The sequence below is a fragment of the Novosphingobium sp. TH158 genome (assembly GCF_002855555.1).
GTDB lineage: Bacteria > Pseudomonadota > Alphaproteobacteria > Sphingomonadales > Sphingomonadaceae > Novosphingobium.
The window spans coordinates 142,311-157,630 of sequence record NZ_PKRT01000001.1 but is presented as its reverse complement, the minus strand read 5'-3'; the positions used below and the strand labels follow the sequence as shown (position 1 = coordinate 157,630).

Annotated in this window: 13 protein-coding genes; 5 read left to right on the top strand and 8 right to left on the bottom strand. The window is 65.1% G+C overall.

The features are described from left to right. Positions 1-4: 4 nt before the first annotated feature. The 5 genes from cysS to fsa form a co-directional block, all read right to left on the bottom strand. A complete protein-coding gene (cysS, locus tag C0V78_RS00890; RefSeq protein WP_101796009.1) occupies positions 5-1,459 on the bottom strand; it encodes a cysteine--tRNA ligase in 1,455 nt (484 codons plus the stop codon). 86 nt (positions 1,460-1,545) lie between these two features. After that, positions 1,546-2,067 carry a DUF2846 domain-containing protein gene (locus C0V78_RS00885; RefSeq protein WP_101796008.1) on the bottom strand — a complete coding sequence of 174 codons (522 nt, stop codon included), beginning with the start codon at positions 2,065-2,067 and terminating at the stop codon, positions 1,546-1,548. Next, positions 2,064-2,696: a hypothetical protein gene (locus C0V78_RS00880; RefSeq protein WP_101796007.1), complete on the bottom strand. Its 633-nt coding sequence runs from the start codon at positions 2,694-2,696 to the stop codon at positions 2,064-2,066. Before C0V78_RS00880 ends, C0V78_RS00885 begins: the two co-directional genes overlap by 4 nt. Positions 2,697-2,785: 89 nt before the next feature. Next, positions 2,786-4,600: a cobaltochelatase subunit CobT gene (gene cobT, locus C0V78_RS00875; RefSeq protein WP_101796006.1), complete on the bottom strand. Its 1,815-nt coding sequence runs from the start codon at positions 4,598-4,600 to the stop codon at positions 2,786-2,788. A gap of 9 nt (positions 4,601-4,609) precedes the next feature. Next, on the bottom strand, positions 4,610-5,260 hold the full coding sequence (fsa, locus tag C0V78_RS00870; RefSeq protein ID WP_101796005.1) for a fructose-6-phosphate aldolase: 651 nt from the start codon (positions 5,258-5,260) through the stop codon (positions 4,610-4,612). A gap of 83 nt (positions 5,261-5,343) precedes the next feature. Between fsa and C0V78_RS00865 the strand changes: the two genes are divergently transcribed. Then, entirely contained in the window at positions 5,344-7,509 is a 2,166-nt protein-coding gene (locus tag C0V78_RS00865) for a primosomal protein N' (RefSeq protein ID WP_101798118.1), read from the top strand. Positions 7,510-7,563: 54 nt separating this feature from the next. Further along, positions 7,564-9,183, top strand: coding sequence for a hypothetical protein (locus tag C0V78_RS00860; protein ID WP_101796004.1), 1,620 nt, complete (start codon positions 7,564-7,566; stop codon positions 9,181-9,183). A gap of 27 nt (positions 9,184-9,210) precedes the next feature. Here the strand turns inward: C0V78_RS00860 and C0V78_RS00855 are convergent, their stop codons facing one another. The 3 genes from C0V78_RS00855 to C0V78_RS00845 form a co-directional block, all read right to left on the bottom strand. After that, the gene (locus tag C0V78_RS00855) at positions 9,211-10,113 is read right to left on the bottom strand and encodes a CPBP family intramembrane glutamic endopeptidase (protein WP_101796003.1); all 903 of its coding nucleotides are present in this window, start codon (positions 10,111-10,113) and stop codon (positions 9,211-9,213) included. Positions 10,114-10,167: 54 nt separating this feature from the next. Next, a complete protein-coding gene (gene ada / locus C0V78_RS00850) occupies positions 10,168-11,217 on the bottom strand; it encodes a bifunctional DNA-binding transcriptional regulator/O6-methylguanine-DNA methyltransferase Ada (RefSeq protein WP_254049771.1) in 1,050 nt (349 codons plus the stop codon). A 77-nt stretch (positions 11,218-11,294) separates the two neighbouring features. Continuing rightward, a complete protein-coding gene (locus C0V78_RS00845; protein WP_101796002.1) occupies positions 11,295-11,969 on the bottom strand; it encodes a hypothetical protein in 675 nt (224 codons plus the stop codon). Positions 11,970-12,316: 347 nt separating this feature from the next. Between C0V78_RS00845 and C0V78_RS00840 the strand changes: the two genes are divergently transcribed. From C0V78_RS00840 to C0V78_RS00830, 3 genes are read left to right on the top strand one after another with little or no spacing between them, the layout of a single operon-like run. After that, a complete protein-coding gene (locus C0V78_RS00840) occupies positions 12,317-12,871 on the top strand; it encodes a F0F1 ATP synthase subunit delta (protein ID WP_101798116.1) in 555 nt (184 codons plus the stop codon). A gap of 2 nt (positions 12,872-12,873) precedes the next feature. After that, the gene (gene atpA, locus C0V78_RS00835) at positions 12,874-14,403 is read left to right on the top strand and encodes a F0F1 ATP synthase subunit alpha (RefSeq protein WP_101796001.1); all 1,530 of its coding nucleotides are present in this window, start codon (positions 12,874-12,876) and stop codon (positions 14,401-14,403) included. A 29-nt stretch (positions 14,404-14,432) separates the two neighbouring features. Next, a complete protein-coding gene (locus C0V78_RS00830; RefSeq protein WP_101796000.1) occupies positions 14,433-15,311 on the top strand; it encodes a F0F1 ATP synthase subunit gamma in 879 nt (292 codons plus the stop codon). Positions 15,312-15,320 lie beyond the last annotated feature (9 nt).

Sequence of the window (15,320 nt, the reverse complement as noted above, 5' to 3'; positions counted from 1 at the left end):
CCCCTCACCCCAGCTTCCATTCCCAGCCCAGCGGATCGCCGTCCATCACCTCGACCCCCTGGGCGGCAAGCGCGTCGCGCAGGGCATCGGAACGGGCAAAGTCCTTCTCCGCGCGCGCTTCCTTGCGGGCGGCGAGCGTGGCCTCGATTTCGGCTTCGTCTATGGTGGCAGACTTGGGACGGATGCGCAGGTCTTCACGCGCCGTGGCCATCAGGTTCAGGCCCAGGACGGCATCCATCGCCGCAATTGCAGCGAGCTTTTCAGCCGCGTCCACCTTCTTCAGCGAAACGACGTCTTCCAGCACCGTAAGCGCAACGGCGGTGTTCAGATCGTCGGCAACAGCGGCATCGAAGCGTTCGAGGAACGGGGTGAACTTCGCTCCGGCCACGTCGGCGGGCACAGTCTGGGCGCGCAGCCCGGCAACAGCCATGAGCAGGCGCTTCAGCCGCACCAGCGCCGCCTGCAGCCCTTCCCAGCTGAACTCCAGCTCGCTGCGGTAATGCGCCTGCAGGCACATCATGCGGTAGGCGAGCGGGTGATAGCCCTTGTCGATCAGCAGTTGCAGCCGCAAGAACTCGCCCGACGACTTGCTCATCTTGCCCGAGCGCTCGACCAGGAAGTTGTTGTGCATCCAGATCTTCGCGCCGGAATTGGCGGCTTCGTCCAGCCCATTGGTGCAGCAATGCGCCTGGTTCTGGGCGATCTCGTTGGGGTGGTGGATCTCGCGGTGGTCGATGCCGCCGGTGTGGATGTCGAACGGGAAGCCCAGCACCTCGCCCGACATGACCGAGCATTCCAGATGCCAGCCCGGCGCGCCCCGGCCCCAGGGTGAATCCCATTCCATCTGCCGCTTCTCGCCCGCCGGGGTCTTGCGCCAGATGGCGAAGTCAGCCGCGTTGCGCTTGCCTTCCACCTCGTCGATCCGGCCCTCGCCCTCTTCGGTGACGGCGCGCGCAAGGCGCCCGTAATCGGCGACGGTCGAGACATCGAAATAGAGGCCCGATTCCAGCTCGTAGCAGTGCTTGTCGGCAATGCCCTTGGCGAACTCGATCATCTGCGGAACGTAATCGGTGGCGACGGTCCACTGCGCCGGCTGGCGGATGTTGAGCGCGCGCACGTCTGCCCAATAGGCCTGCTTGTAATGCTCGGCGATGTCCCAGATCGACTTCGCGCTCGCCGCCGCCATCTTCTCCATCTTGTCCTCGCCGGCGTCGGCGTCGTCGGTCAGGTGGCCGACATCGGTGATGTTGATGACATGGGTGAGCTTGTAGCCCTTGAAGCTGAGCGTGCGGCCCAGCACGTCGGCAAAGACATAGGCGCGCATGTTGCCGATATGCGGGTAGTTATAGACCGTCGGCCCGCACGAATAGACCCGCGCCTCTCCGGGATGGACGGGCTGGAACGGTTCAACCTGGCGTGTGAGGCTGTTGAACAGGCGGAGAGGTGCTGGATCGGTCATGGCGGCGCCGGATTACGGCAGGCGCGCGAAAGGTCAAGCGGGGCGCTGCCATCGAAGACCAGCACCCCGCCCGGCTCGCTCTTCGATCAGTTGGCGGCCGGTGCCTGTGCGGCCAGCGCTGCCTTCACCTCGTCAGGGCGCAGAGCACCCGGCCCGGGGCCCATGTCTTCCGCATCGACCAGCCTGTCCGTGCCCGCCTTGATGAAATCGGCCTCGGTCGAAGGTTGCAGGTCGGGCCGGCCCGCCATGATGCCCATCTTGATCTTGCACATAGCGTACTGGGTCTCGTCCGGCTCGACCTGGAGTGCCAGGAAATCCTTGGCTTCGCTCTTCACCATGTATTCGTGACGGCCCGGATCGGTGACGAGGATGAAATAGCGCCCTGCGCCCAGCGAGCTGATCTTCTGGCCCTTTTCATTGACCGAACAGCCCATGGCCGCGCCCATGATCGTGCCGGTGCGATAGAACACAATCTGGCCCTTGCCCGCCGGCGGCTTAGGGATGACGACTGGCTCCTTCTTGTCTCCGGCAAGCGCGGGGGCGGAAACCAGCCCCCCTGCAAGCAGCGCAACCGCCGCCGAAATGCCCAGCATCCTCATATCCTTCATTCCCCTTGTTTGGCGGGATCGGCAGGCGCCGGTTCCGCATTGATTTTTGGCGCCGCAGTGGCGTCAGGCCCCGGTGGCGAGAGCGGAAAGTCCGCCGCGGTCTTGGCCTCGGCCACCGTTCCCTTGGTCACCACGACATTGCGTCCGCTCATGAAGAACCCGACGAGCCCGATTGGCAGCAGGCTCGCCGCCGAAGCGGCATTGATCGTATCCACCGTATGGATTGCATCCTTGCCGGCCATGGCCATGCGCATCGAGCGCAGCCTGAGCGGGCGACCATCGACCGTGATGAAGCGGGCGGCCAGAACCAGCTCGCCCGCAGCCCCCATGCCCCCGGCCTTCTTGGCGTGGATCACCTCGCCCTCGCCCACTGCCCCGGCGGCGACCACTTCGCGACCGGCGATGACAATCGGCTTGGCCAGATGCAGCGGAAAAACCGCGCCCGTGGTGCTCAGCTTGCTGCCCAGGTGCGCGTCGATCATCAGTTCGACCGGGGTCAGTGCAGGGACGCAGTCCGTGCAGGATACGGCAGAAGGATCAGCCGATGCCTGCACGCTGCCCGCGTCCACGGCCAATGCGGCCAGAACCGCGCCGATGGCAAACCTGTGCACCCCTGCCCCCCCGATCATTCCCTCTGGCAGTCTGCCAGACGCCCCGTTCAATGCAAGAGCAAGTGCTTGTATGACTGGTGATTTCCCGACCTGCCAGCCAACAACCGTCAATCGCTTTCGAACAGGCCAGCCAGCTGTTCGATCATCGTGCCGCCCAGTTGCTCCACGTCCATGATCGTCACGGCGCGGCGGTAATAGCGGGTCACGTCGTGCCCGATGCCGATGGCGACCAGCTGCACGGGTGACTGCCGCTCGATCCAGTCGATCACCTTGCGCAGGTGCGCCTCAAGGTAGCCGGCCGAGTTCACGCTCAGCGTCGAATCGTCCACTGGCGCGCCATCGGAGATGACCATCAGGATGCGGCGATCCTCGGGCCGGGCGAGCAGCCGGGTGTGCGCCCACAGCAGCGCCTCGCCGTCGATGTTTTCCTTCAGCAGGCCTTCGCGCATCATCAGGCCAAGGTTGCGGCGGGCGTGGCGATAGGGCTCGTCCGCCTTCTTGTAGACGATGTGGCGCAGGTCGTTGAGGCGGCCGGGCTGTGCGGGCTTGCCGCCGGCCAGCCATGCCTCGCGGCTTTGCCCGCCCTTCCACGCGCGGGTGGTGAAGCCGAGGATCTCGGTCTTCACGCCGCAGCGCTCCAGCGTGCGGGCGAGCACGTCGGCACTGATGGCGGCGATGGAAATGGGGCGCCCGCGCATCGAACCCGAATTGTCGATCAGCAGGGTGACGATGGTGTCCTTGAACTCGACATCGCGTTCCACCTTGTAGGACAGCGACGATCCGGGCGAGATCACCACGCGCGCCAACCGCGCGGCATCGAGCAGGCCCTCTTCCTGGTCGAAATCCCAAGAGCGGTTCTGCTGCGCCATCAGGCGGCGCTGGAGGCGGTTGGCGAGGCGCGTGACCACCGATTGCAGGCCCTTCAGCTGCGCATCCAGATAGGCGCGCAGGCGGGTCAGTTCTTCCTCGTCACAGAGTTCGCCGGCGGCAATCACCTCGTCGAACTTGTCGGTCCACACCTTGTAATCGAAGGTCGAAGGATCTTCGGTCCACGGCCGGTTGGGGCGAACGGGAAGCATGCCTTCCTCGCCCTCGTCGCCGGGTTCGGCTTCTTCGGGCTGGTCGCCTTCCTCGCGCTGCGAATCGCTCTCGTTCTCGTCCTCGCCCTCGCTCGGCTGGGCGGCGACTTCCTGCGGCTGCTGCTCGGCACCGCTTTCGCCGCCGTCCTCTTCATCTTCGGTCTCGTCCTCGCCATCCTGGTCATCAGGCTCGTTCGGTTCCTGTTCGAGCGGTTCGGCGCGGGTGAGTTCGAGATGCTGGAGCATGTCCAGCGCCAGGCCCTGGAAGGCCTTCTGATCATCAAGCGTTGCGGCGAGCGCATCGAAATCGCCGCCGGTCTTCTCCTCGATCCAGGCACGCAGCATTTCCACGCCGCCACGCGCCGCATCGGGCACGGGCTGGCCGGTCAGGTGCTCGCGCAGCATCAGCGAAAGCGCGGTCTGGATCGGCACTTCGGACGATGCCGTGGCACGGGTGATCGGATCGCTGCCCACGCGCACGGCCTGTGCGGCATCAAGGTTGGCGCGCATGCCCGGATAGGCTCGCGCGCCCAGCGCCTCGTACCGCACCGCTTCGATCGCATCGTAGCAGGCGCGGGCTGAAGGCTCGGAAGGCGCAGCGCGTGCGTGCAGCACTTCGTTGTGGTGCCTCAGCTTCAGCGCGAAACTGTCGGCAAAGCCGCGCACTTCGGCAACCTGCCCCTTGGGCAAGGCGCGTCCGGGCATGGGCACGCGCATCGTATTGCCCGCCATGACGGGATTGTCGGCCGTCCAGGCAACTTCCAGCTCCGGCTCGCGCGCGATGGCGCGGCTGGCGCCGGTAAGGACGGACTTGAACCGGTCGAGAGGGGATTCGTCTGCCAAGGTCGTCCCTTAGATCGACTGCCCGGTCTTCGCCCAGTCGGCCAGGAAGCCTTCGATGCCCTTGTCTGTCAGGACGTGCTTCACCAGCCCCTTGATGACCGAAGGGGGCGCCGTCATCACATCGGCGCCGATCTTGGCGGCTTCGAGAACATGGATGCCGTGACGGACCGAAGCGACAAGGATTTCGGTGCCGAAGTTGTAGTTGTCATAGATCAGGCGGATGTCGCTGATCAGCTGCATGCCGTCGAAGCCGTTGTCATCGTGACGACCGACGAAGGGCGAAACGAAGGTGGCCCCCGCCTTGGCGGCAAGCAGCGCCTGGCTGGCAGAGAAGCACAGCGTGACGTTGACCATGGTGCCGTCCGAGGTCAGCGCCTTGCAGGTCTTCAGGCCGTCAATCGTCAGCGGCACCTTGATGCAGACATTGTCGGCGATCTTGCGCAGCACTTCCGCCTCGCGCATCATGCCTTCGTGGTCCAGCGCAACCACTTCGGCGCTGACCGGGCCGTCGACGATGCCGCAGATCTCCTTGGTCACTTCCATGAAATCGCGGCCCGACTTCATGATCAGCGAGGGATTGGTCGTCACGCCATCGAGCAGGCCGGTAGCAGCCAGTTCCTTGATGTCGGCGATTTCGGCGGTGTCGGCGAAAAATTTCATGGCGCAGGTTCCATCGTCTCGAATCTTGTGGATGAGCCTATAGCCCTGTCGCAGCCTCGCGCCACCCCATATAGGGGATGCCGATGTCTCGCGTTCGCCTCCTTGTCTTCAACCAGGCCTTGCCGGTGCTCGATTACCGCGTGCCCGATGGCATGGTGGTGGAACCCGGCAGCGTAGTCGTCGCGCCGCTGGGACCGCGGCAGGTGCTTGGAATCGTCTGGGAACCCGAACGCCTGCCCGGCGACCAGGTTGCGGAAAGCCGGCTGCGCGCGCTGATCGAGGTGCTGCCGGTGCCCCCCCTGCCCGCGCCCCTGCGCCGCCTGATAGAGTGGATAGCAGACTATTACTGCGCCTCGCTCACCTCGGTTGCCCGCATGGCGCTGGGCTCGGCGGCTGCCCTGCGCGGCGGCGGCACGATGACCGAATACCGGCTCACCGGCGAAGTGCCCGCGCGCCTGACCCCGCAGCGCGCCGCCGCGATCGAAGCGCTGGAGGGAGAGCAGGCAACGATCCGCGAACTGGCGGAGAAGGCCGGCGTTTCCGAAGGCGTGCTGCGCGGCATGGCAGGTGCCGGGCTGCTTGAACCGGTCGTCGTCGATCTTGACCGCCCCTACCCCCGCGCCCGCCCGGAATTTGCCGAGCCGGTGCTCAGCCCGGACCAGCAGGCTGCCGCCGATCGCTTCATCGGGGCCATTCGCTCCGCCGGGTTCCGGCCCTTCCTGCTCGACGGTGTAACCGGATCGGGCAAGACCGAGTGCTATTTCGAGGCCGTTGCCGAAGCCATCCGGCGGGGCGAGCAGGTGCTGGTCCTGCTTCCCGAAATCGCGCTTACCGAGAACTTCCTGCGCCGCTTCGAAGCGCGCTTCGGCGTGCCTCCTGTCCTGTGGCACTCCTCGTTGAAAAGCACCGAGCGCAGGCGCGCCTGGCGGGCGATCGTCTCGGGCGAGGCGCAGGTGGTGATCGGCGCGCGTTCGGCGCTGTTCCTGCCCTATGCGCGGCTGGGCCTGATCGTCGTGGACGAAGCGCACGAGGTTTCCTTCAAGCAGGATGACGGGGTGCGCTATAACGCGCGCGACGTGGCGGTGATCCGCGCCCGGTTCGAACAGATCCCGGTAATCCTTGCCAGCGCAACCCCGGCGCTTGAATCGATGCAGCTGGCAGAGGCAGGCATTTACGAGAAGATCGACCTGCCCGCCCGCTTCGGCGGCGCGACCCTGCCCCATGTCGAAATCGTCGACCTGCGCAGCGAACAGCCGGAGCGCGGGCGCTGGCTGGCGCCCAGGCTGGTCAAGGAACTGAAGGAGCGGCTGGAACGCGGTGAGCAGAGCCTGCTGTTCCTCAACCGCCGCGGCTATGCGCCGCTGACGCTCTGCCGCAACTGCGGCCATCGCTTCCAGTGCCCCAACTGCACGGCCTGGCTGGTCGAGCATCGCCTGTCGCGGCGGCTGGCTTGCCACCATTGCGGCCATGAAACCGGCATTCCCGAAGCCTGCCCGGAATGCGGCACGGCCGATTGCCTGGTTGCCTGCGGCCCCGGCGTGGAACGCATTGCCGATGAGGTGCGCGAACTGCTGCCTGAGGCCCGCATCGCCGTGGTAACCTCCGACACGCTGAACAGCCCGGCAAAGATCGCCGAATTCGTCGAGGCAGCCGAAAACCGGATGATCGACGTGATTGTCGGCACCCAGCTGGTCACCAAGGGCTATCACTTCCCCGAACTGACGCTGGTCGGCGTGGTCGATGCCGATCTCGGGCTGGAAGGCGGCGACCTGCGGGCAGGCGAGCGGACCTATCAGCAGATCGCCCAGGTTGCCGGGCGTGCGGGCCGCGGCGAAAAGCCGGGCGAAGTCCTGATCCAGACGCGCCATCCCGATGCACCGGTGATCGAAGCCCTGGCCAGCGGCGATCGCGATTCCTTCTACGCCGCAGAGGCCGAGGCGCGCCGCGATGCCATGGCACCCCCGTTCGGTCGCTGGGCCTCGATCATCGTATCCGCCGAGGAAGAGGCAGAGGCGCGCGATGCCGCCCGGGCCATCGGCGCATCGCGGCCAGACCTGCCCGACGTTCTGATCCTCGGCCCCGCCCCAGCCCCGCTCAGCCTGCTGCGCGGGCGCTATCGCTATCGCCTGCTGATCAACGCGCGCCGATCGGCCGAATTGCAGCACGTGATCCGCCAATGGCTTGAGCCGCTGCGGTTTTCCCGCGACGTAAGAGTTGCGGTGGATATCGATCCTTACAGCTTTGTTTAAACTGGAAACCTGCTTAGAACCTGCTGCAGGGTTATCGCATCGGGGTTGTCCAGCATGAAGCTCATGAAATTTGCCGTCGTCGCCACAGCTGCACTGCTTTCAAGCGCAGCAAGCGCGGAATGGTACGAGGCACGCACCAACCACTTCATCATCATTTCCGAAGGCACAGAGACCGAGACGGTCGCTTTCGCGCAGCGGCTCGAACGTTTCGACAATGCCTTGCGCAACTTGCAGAACCTGCCCGCCGACAAGGCCGTGCCGGACGCCAGCAAGGTCATGGTCTATCGTTATGGCGACACGCGCACGATCGGCAACCTGGCGGGCAGCATGGGCGTCGCGGGCTTCTACATCCCGCGCGCGGCCTATCCCGTGGCCTTCACGCCGGCGCGCGAATATTTCGAACCGGGCCGCCGCGAACGCGGGAACGAGCGCACGAAGCTGAAGCCGGAAACCGTGCTGTTCCACGAATACACGCACCATTTCATGCTGCACACGTTCCCGGCTACCTATCCGAGCTGGTATATCGAGGGCTTCGCCGAGGTGAACGCCACGATCGACCTCAACCCGGACGGCACCTTCATGGTCGGCCTGCCGGCGAACCACCGCTCGACCGAGCTGTTCCGCCTGCCGCAGCTGCACGTACGCAAGCTGCTCGATCCGAACTTCAAGTACGAAGACTTCATCGCCGTCGTCCAGAAGTACAGCGTCGGCTGGCTGCTGACCCACTACCTGACCTTCAACAAGTCGCGCAGCGGCCAGCTCAAGACGTACCTGCGCCTGCTGGGCGAGGGCAAGCCGGGCCTCGAAGCGGCAGAACAGGCCTTCGGCGATCTCGAAAAGCTCAATGCAGAGCTGATCAAGTACAAGACTACCAACATGCCCGCCGCCCGCGTGGTGCCGGCGAACACGCGCATGCCCGATGTGAAGGTGCGGCGACTGGACGCGATCGAGGAGAAATATGTCCTCAAGCGCATCCAGCTGGCTCGCGGCGTGTCGCGCGCGCAGGCAAAGAAGCTGGCACCGGACCTGCTTGCCACCGCCGCGGCAGAACCAAAAAGCCTGCCGGCACAGCTGCTCGCCGCCGAATCCGGGCTCGATGCCGAGGATTTTGTCGGAGCCGCACAGGCCGCCGATCGCGCGCTTGCCATCGATCCCAACTCGATCGAAGCGCTGATCTACAAAGCCCGCACCCTTATCGAACCCAAGGAAGGCCCGGCCGAACGCTTCAAGCAGGCGCGCTCTTACCTCGTCAAGGCGCGCGGGGTGGACAAGGACGATCCGCGTCCGCTCATCCAGTACTATGCCTCGTACCGCCGTGCGCCGGAGCGTCCGATCCCGGATTCGGCCGCAGCCGCGCTGGACAATGCCTATGACCTTGCCCGGCACGATTCCTACTTCCGCATGATCCTCACCCGCCAGCTGCTTGAGGAGGGTCGCGTTCCGCAGGCCATTCAGGTGCTGGGACCGCTCGCCTATTCGTTCGACGGGCGCGACCAGGAACGCAACATTCCCGGCAAGGTGATGGCCAAGCTGCAGGCCAACGAAGCGGCCGAGGGCCTCAAGATCCTGAACAAGGAGATCGACAAGATGGAAGGGCTTGTCGACGAAAAGGGCAAACCCAAGGACGATGACAAGGATAAGGACAAAGGGAAGGACAAGGGCGGCGAGGACTAACTCCTTGTCGGGCAATTCCGGGGCGGCTTAACGCCCCGGTTTCACCCACATCGGCCGGCGCAACTGGCCCTGCGCGATTGCCTTGCGCAGCAGCCAGAGCCCGGCCAGCGAGGCCACGCACAATGCGATCACCGATGCCTCAAGCCCGAAAGCGCCGCCGGAAAGCAGTTCCGGCCCGCTCAGTTCCGATTCAACCAGCCCGCGCACGGGGTGGCCGGAAACGGGAACCGCAAACAGGTAGCCCTGGGTCACGTTCCAGCCCATGTGCACCCCGATCACCAGCCACAGCGACCGCGTCAGCATATAGCAGGCGCCAAGAAGGATGCCGGCTTCGAGCGCGATGGCGACCGAGGAAAACACTGTCGCATTGGCATTGCCCAGATGCGCGATGCCGAACAGCGCCGAAGTGATCGCCAGCGCCGCCCAGGACCCGAGCATTTCCTCGATCCAGCGGAACAGGACGCCGCGGAAGATCACCTCTTCGACGAAGGCGGCGAACAGCCCGGCCTGCAACAGGATCCGCACCGCGTCCTCGTTGCTGCCCCAGCCTGTTATCCGGTAGGCGCCCAGCACGGCCGCGATGCCCACAACCAGCGCCATCAGGCCAAAGCCCAGCGCCACGCCCCGGCCTAGATCGCCCAGCGCCGGGGCCAGCGGCAGGTCATCGTGCTTGCGCTCGCCAAGCCGCGCAATCATGAACTTGGTGACGAAGAACACCAGCCCCACTGCGGTGATCGTCTGGACCAGCATGGCAACCGCCGGGCTGGCAACCGCAGGCATCCCCGAAAGCAGCTTGCCCACGCCGACAATCACCCCGGCAAGCAGGCCCAGCGCAACGATCATCGCCACGAGCGGGAAATCCCAGATGGCGCGCCAGATGGAGCGGCTGGCCCCTTGCGGCTGGACATGATCGATCTGCGGCATGGTCATGGCCCTCCCCTTGGCCGCAGTCTTGTCGAGCGGCGCCAAAATGTCGAGAGGCGCCTATTCCTTGCCCTCGCGCGCCAGCAGCTTGCGCTTGATGTCGAGCCCCCAGGCATAGCCGCCCAGGCTGCCATCGCTGCGGACCACGCGGTGGCAGGGGATCAGCACGGCAACATTGTTCGCCCCGTTGGCCGAACCACAGGCCCGCACTGCGCGCGGTGCGCCCACGGCGGCGGCGATTTGGGAGTAGGATCGCGTCTCGCCCGCCGGAATGCGCCGCAGTTCCCGCCAGACCGCTTCCTGGAACGCCGTTCCGCGCACGTCGAGCGGCACCGAATGCGGCTGGCCCGGTGACTCAACTGCGGCCACCACCTGCGCGAGCAAGGCGGCAAAATCGTCACCGCCCTCAACGAGCTCTGCCTGCGGAAAGCGCGCGGCCAGATCATCGACGCCCTCGTTGAACGAAAGCCGGCACACGCCCCTGGCCGTCGCCGCGACCAGCATGGTGCCAAGGTAGGTTTCAACCTGCGCCCAGCGGATGGTCACGCCCCTGCCCCCGTTGGCCCAGGCCGAAGGCGCCATGCCCAGTCTTTCGCTCGCATCGTAGAAGCGGGACGGGGCGGAAAATCCTGCATCATAGATGGCATCGGTCACACGTTCGCCGGACGTCAGCGCGGCCTGTGCCCGCTCAAGCCGCAGGGCACGGCTGTAGGCCGCAGGGGAAAGGCCGGTCATCCGGGTGAATATCCGCTGGAAGTGCGACACCGAATAGCCGGCATCGGCGGACAGCCCGGCCAGTGCGGGCACCTCCTCGCTGGCCTTGATCGTCTCGATGGCCGCCAGCACGGCCTTTTCGTCGCGGCTGACATCGTCAGGCAGGCAGCGCTTGCACGGCCTCAGTCCCGCCTGCCGGGCGGCCGCGCCATCGGCAAAGAAGCGGACATTGCCTCGTTGCGGGTGCCGCGCCGCACAGGATGGCCGGCAATAGATACCGGTTGAAAGAACGCCGGTAACAAAGCGCCCGTCATAGGCGCGATCGCGGGCGAGCACCGCCGTCCAGCATTCGTCATCGGCAAGCGGATTTGCGGCGGCGTCCATTGCATGGTTCATGGCAGGTCTCCTAGCGAAGACAAGCCTTGGCAGGTGGCCGCCGGTTCCGCTTCCCGATGCTTGCGTTCAAACCGCCTTTACAGCGCGCGGACGCTGGCCGCGATGAGGCCCGCCTTCGTCTTCAGATCCTCAAAAGCCGGCTTGGCGCGGAAGTCGTATACATAAACGGCAAACATCCGCTTCGCGGCAACCGTCATGCAGCCCGTCCAGGCTCCGTTTACCGAGCCCTGGGCGGCAGACACCGTGACGGTCCCGCCGATGTAAACGCAATCGGCATCGGTGCCCATGTAGCCCATCTGGCCGCCGATCTTCGCTTCGCTCCCGATCACCTTGCTGATGCCCTTCTCGGCCTCCCGCTGTGCGGGACCATCGAACTTCGGGGCATTAGGCGCGGTCATCACCTCGCTCAGCGCGGCAAGCGCCGACTGCTTTTCCCTTTCGACCGACATGAACATCTTGGGCACCTTGATCAGGACATATTCCTCAGCCGAGATCGTGCCCGCCTGGTTGCACCGATAGAAGGTTGCGAGCGTGATGTTCTGTTCGTCCGCCAGGGCCGTCTGCCTCGCCACTTCCGCGGATAGTCCGCTGGGCTTGCAGTATCCTGCCGGCACCGGAAGGGTGAGATTCTGGGTGCCAATGCTGAAATCGTGCCGCGCCGGATCGGCAGAATCGACCGGCTGCGCCATGGCCACGGCACCATGGAGGGCGAACCCGGCAAACAACGCGACCTGACCGAACACCCTGACCATATGACTCTCCGCATCCAAGATTGAGTGAACAGGCATAGCGACGCCGGACAGTGCGGTCACGGGCGTTAAGGATTGCCGGAGCAGCCACGATTGGGGCAAGCCGTGATTCGCGCGGTCGGCGGAGGTCCAGCAATCGCAGCAGCGATTGCGCCACGAAACCGGCAGGATTACGCAAGGATTTCCCCCGCCAGTGCGGTGATCCGCACTTGCTGGCCCACTTCGCGCCGCCGCCACCTTGCATCGCAGCAATTTCATGCTATGCGCGCCCCCGTCGACAGGGGGTTCGCCTCTCGCGGGTGCTCGTTATCGCTCCCTGTCCGTCACCCGGTATGAAGGAACCGACGCGCGTGGAAAATTCCGGCGGCATTACGGCGAGCTTGCAGGGGCGCTATGCTTCTGCGTTGTTCGACCTGGCCAGCGAACAGGGCAAGGTAACCGCGGTCGAGGGCGACCTCGACAAGCTGGGAGAGGCTGTGAAGGTCTCCCCTGAACTCGCCGGACTGATTCGCAATCCGCGCGTCACGCGCGAAGCGGCAGCGGCGGCCATGGCCAACCTGGCCAAGGCACTGAAGCTTTCGCCGCTCACCCAGAACTTTCTCGGCGTTCTCGCCGGCAACCGCCGCCTTGGCGCACTGCCCGAGATCGTCCGCGCCTTCGGTGCGATCGCTGCTGCCCAGCGTGGTGAAGTGACCGCCGAAGTGACCAGCGCCCACCCCCTCTCCGATGCCCAGCTCAAGGCGCTTTCCGCCAAGCTGAAGGAGCGTGAGGGCAAGGCCGTCAAGCTCAAGGCCAGCGTCGACCCCGCCATCCTCGGCGGCCTCGTCGTGCGCATCGGCTCCCGCCAGATCGATAGCTCGATCCGCACCCGTCTGAACACTCTCGCAAACGCGATGAAAGGCTGAACATGGAAATCCGCGCGGCAGAAATTTCGAAGGTCATCAAGGACCAGATCGCCAGCTTCGGCAATGAAGCCCAGGTCTCGGAAGTGGGCTCGGTGCTCTCGGTCGGTGACGGTATCGCCCGCATCCACGGCCTTGACCAGGTCCAGGCCGGTGAAATGGTCGAATTCGCCAATGGCGTTAAGGGCATGGCGCTCAACCTCGAAGCCGATAACGTCGGCGTCGTGATCTTCGGCTCGGACGCCGAGATCAAGGAAGGCGACACGGTCAAGCGCACCCAGACCATCGTGGACGTCCCCGTCGGCAAGGGCCTGCTCGGCCGCGTCGTCGACGCGCTCGGCAACCCGATCGACGGCAAGGGCCCGATCAAGGCCGAAGCCCGCATGCGCGTGGAAAAGAAGGCTCCGGGCATCATCCCGCGCCAGTCGGTCAACGAACCGGTTCAGACCGGCCTCAAGGCTCTCGACGCGCTCGTCCCCGTCGGCCGTGGCCAGCGCGAACTGATCATCGGTGACCGCCAGACCGGCAAGACCGCCGTCGCCATCGACACCTTCATCAACCAGAAGGAAGCGAACGCCGGCACCGACGAATCGAAGAAGCTGTACTGCATCTACGTCGCCGTCGGCCAGAAGCGCTCGACCGTGGCGCAGATCGTGCGCCAGCTCGAAGAAAACGGCGCCATGGAATACTCCATCGTCGTCGCCGCAACCGCTTCGGAACCGGCTCCGCTGCAGTACCTCGCGCCCTACACCGGCGTGACCATGGGCGAATACTTCCGCGACAACGGCATGCACGCCGTGATCGTGTACGACGACCTTTCCAAGCAGGCCGTTGCTTACCGCCAGATGTCGCTGCTGCTGCGTCGTCCTCCGGGCCGCGAAGCTTACCCGGGCGACGTGTTCTATCTCCACAGCCGCCTGCTTGAGCGCGCCGCGAAGATGAACGGTTCGCTGGGTGGCGGTTCGCTCACCGCTCTGCCGATCATCGAAACCCAGGCAGGTGACGTTTCGGCCTACATTCCGACCAACGTGATCTCGATCACCGACGGCCAGATCTTCCTTGAAACCGGCCTGTTCTACCAGGGCGTCCGTCCGGCCATCAACGTCGGCCTGTCGGTGTCGCGCGTCGGCTCGGCCGCGCAGACCAAGGCGATGAAGAAGGTTTCGGGCTCGATCAAGCTCGAGCTGGCGCAGTACCGCGAAATGGCGGCCTTCGCCCAGTTCGGTTCGGACCTCGACGCTTCGACCCAGAAGCTGCTCAACCGCGGTGCGCGCCTGACCGAGCTGCTCAAGCAGCCGCAGTTCTCGCCGCTGCCCTTCGAAGAGCAGACCGTGTCGATCTTCGCCGGCACCAACGGCTACCTGGACAACATCCCGACCGACGCCGTGACCCGCTACGAAGCCGAAATGCTCAGCTTCATGCGCGACAAGCACGCCGACGTCCTGAAGCTGATCCGCGACAGCCGCGATTTCGGTGACGATGCCAAGAAGCAGACGGTCGCCGCGCTCGACGCTTTCGCCAAGCAGTTCGCCTGAGCCCTGAAGAACTAAGTTAGGGAGCCGTCATGGCCTCGCTGAAGGAACTCAAGGGCCGGATCAACTCGGTCAAGTCGACCCAGAAGATCACCAAGGCCAAGCAGATGGTCGCGGCGGCGAAACTGCGCAAGGCGCAGGCCGCTGCCGAGGCTGCGCGCCCCTATTCGGGCCGCCTGGCTTCGGTCATGGCTTCGATCGCCGGCAAGGTCGCCGGATCGGACAGCGCGCCCAAGCTGCTTGCCGGCAACGGCAAGGACCAGGTGCACCTGCTCGTCGTCGCCAACAGCGACAAGGGCCTGTGCGGCGCGTTCAACTCGAACATCGTCAAGGCCGCCAAGGCCAAGGCTCTCAGCCTGAAGGCCGAGGGCAAGACCGTGCTCTTTTACCTCGTCGGCAAGAAGGGCCGCGCCGTGCTGCGCCGCGAATTCCCCAAGGATATCGCGGCCATGTTCGACACCTCCGACGTGCGTGAGCCCGGCTTCGAGGAAGCCAGCTCGGTCGCTGCCGAACTGATGGCGATGTACGACGAAGGCAAGTTCGACGTCGCACACCTGTTCTACGCCAAGTTCCGCTCGGCGCTGGTGCAGGAACCGACCGAACAGCAGATCATCCCCGTCCCCGCCCCCAAGGCGGAAGCGGCTGCATCCGCCGGTGCATCGGTTGAATACGAACCGGGCGAAGCGGAAATCCTCGCCGAACTGCTGCCGCGCTACCTGCGCACCCAGCTGTTCGGCGCGCTGCTGGAAAACGCGGCTTCCGAACAGGGCGCCTCGATGACCGCGATGGACAACGCCACGCGCAACGCGGGCGAGCTGATCAACAAGCTGACCATCCAGTACAACCGCAGCCGCCAGGCCGCGATCACCACCGAACTGATCGAAATCATCGCTGGCGCTGAAGCGCTCTAAGCATTTCAA

Bases quoted from the DNA above. Each gene is read 5' to 3' on its own strand.
- cysS (WP_101796009.1), bottom strand. From the start codon at position 1,459: ATGACCGATCCAGCACCTCTCCGCCTGTTCAACAGCCTCACACGCCAG.
- C0V78_RS00885 (WP_101796008.1), bottom strand. From the start codon at position 2,067: ATGAAGGATATGAGGATGCTGGGCATTTCGGCGGCGGTTGCGCTGCTT.
- C0V78_RS00880 (WP_101796007.1), bottom strand. From the start codon at position 2,696: ATGATCGGGGGGGCAGGGGTGCACAGGTTTGCCATCGGCGCGGTTCTG.
- fsa (WP_101796005.1), bottom strand. From the start codon at position 5,260: ATGAAATTTTTCGCCGACACCGCCGAAATCGCCGACATCAAGGAACTG.
- C0V78_RS00865 (WP_101798118.1), top strand. From the start codon at position 5,344: ATGTCTCGCGTTCGCCTCCTTGTCTTCAACCAGGCCTTGCCGGTGCTC.
- C0V78_RS00860 (WP_101796004.1), top strand. From the start codon at position 7,564: ATGAAGCTCATGAAATTTGCCGTCGTCGCCACAGCTGCACTGCTTTCA.
- C0V78_RS00855 (WP_101796003.1), bottom strand. From the start codon at position 10,113: ATGACCATGCCGCAGATCGATCATGTCCAGCCGCAAGGGGCCAGCCGC.
- ada (WP_254049771.1), bottom strand. From the start codon at position 11,217: ATGAACCATGCAATGGACGCCGCCGCAAATCCGCTTGCCGATGACGAA.
- C0V78_RS00845 (WP_101796002.1), bottom strand. From the start codon at position 11,969: ATGGTCAGGGTGTTCGGTCAGGTCGCGTTGTTTGCCGGGTTCGCCCTC.
- atpA (WP_101796001.1), top strand. From the start codon at position 12,874: ATGGAAATCCGCGCGGCAGAAATTTCGAAGGTCATCAAGGACCAGATC.
- C0V78_RS00830 (WP_101796000.1), top strand. From the start codon at position 14,433: ATGGCCTCGCTGAAGGAACTCAAGGGCCGGATCAACTCGGTCAAGTCG.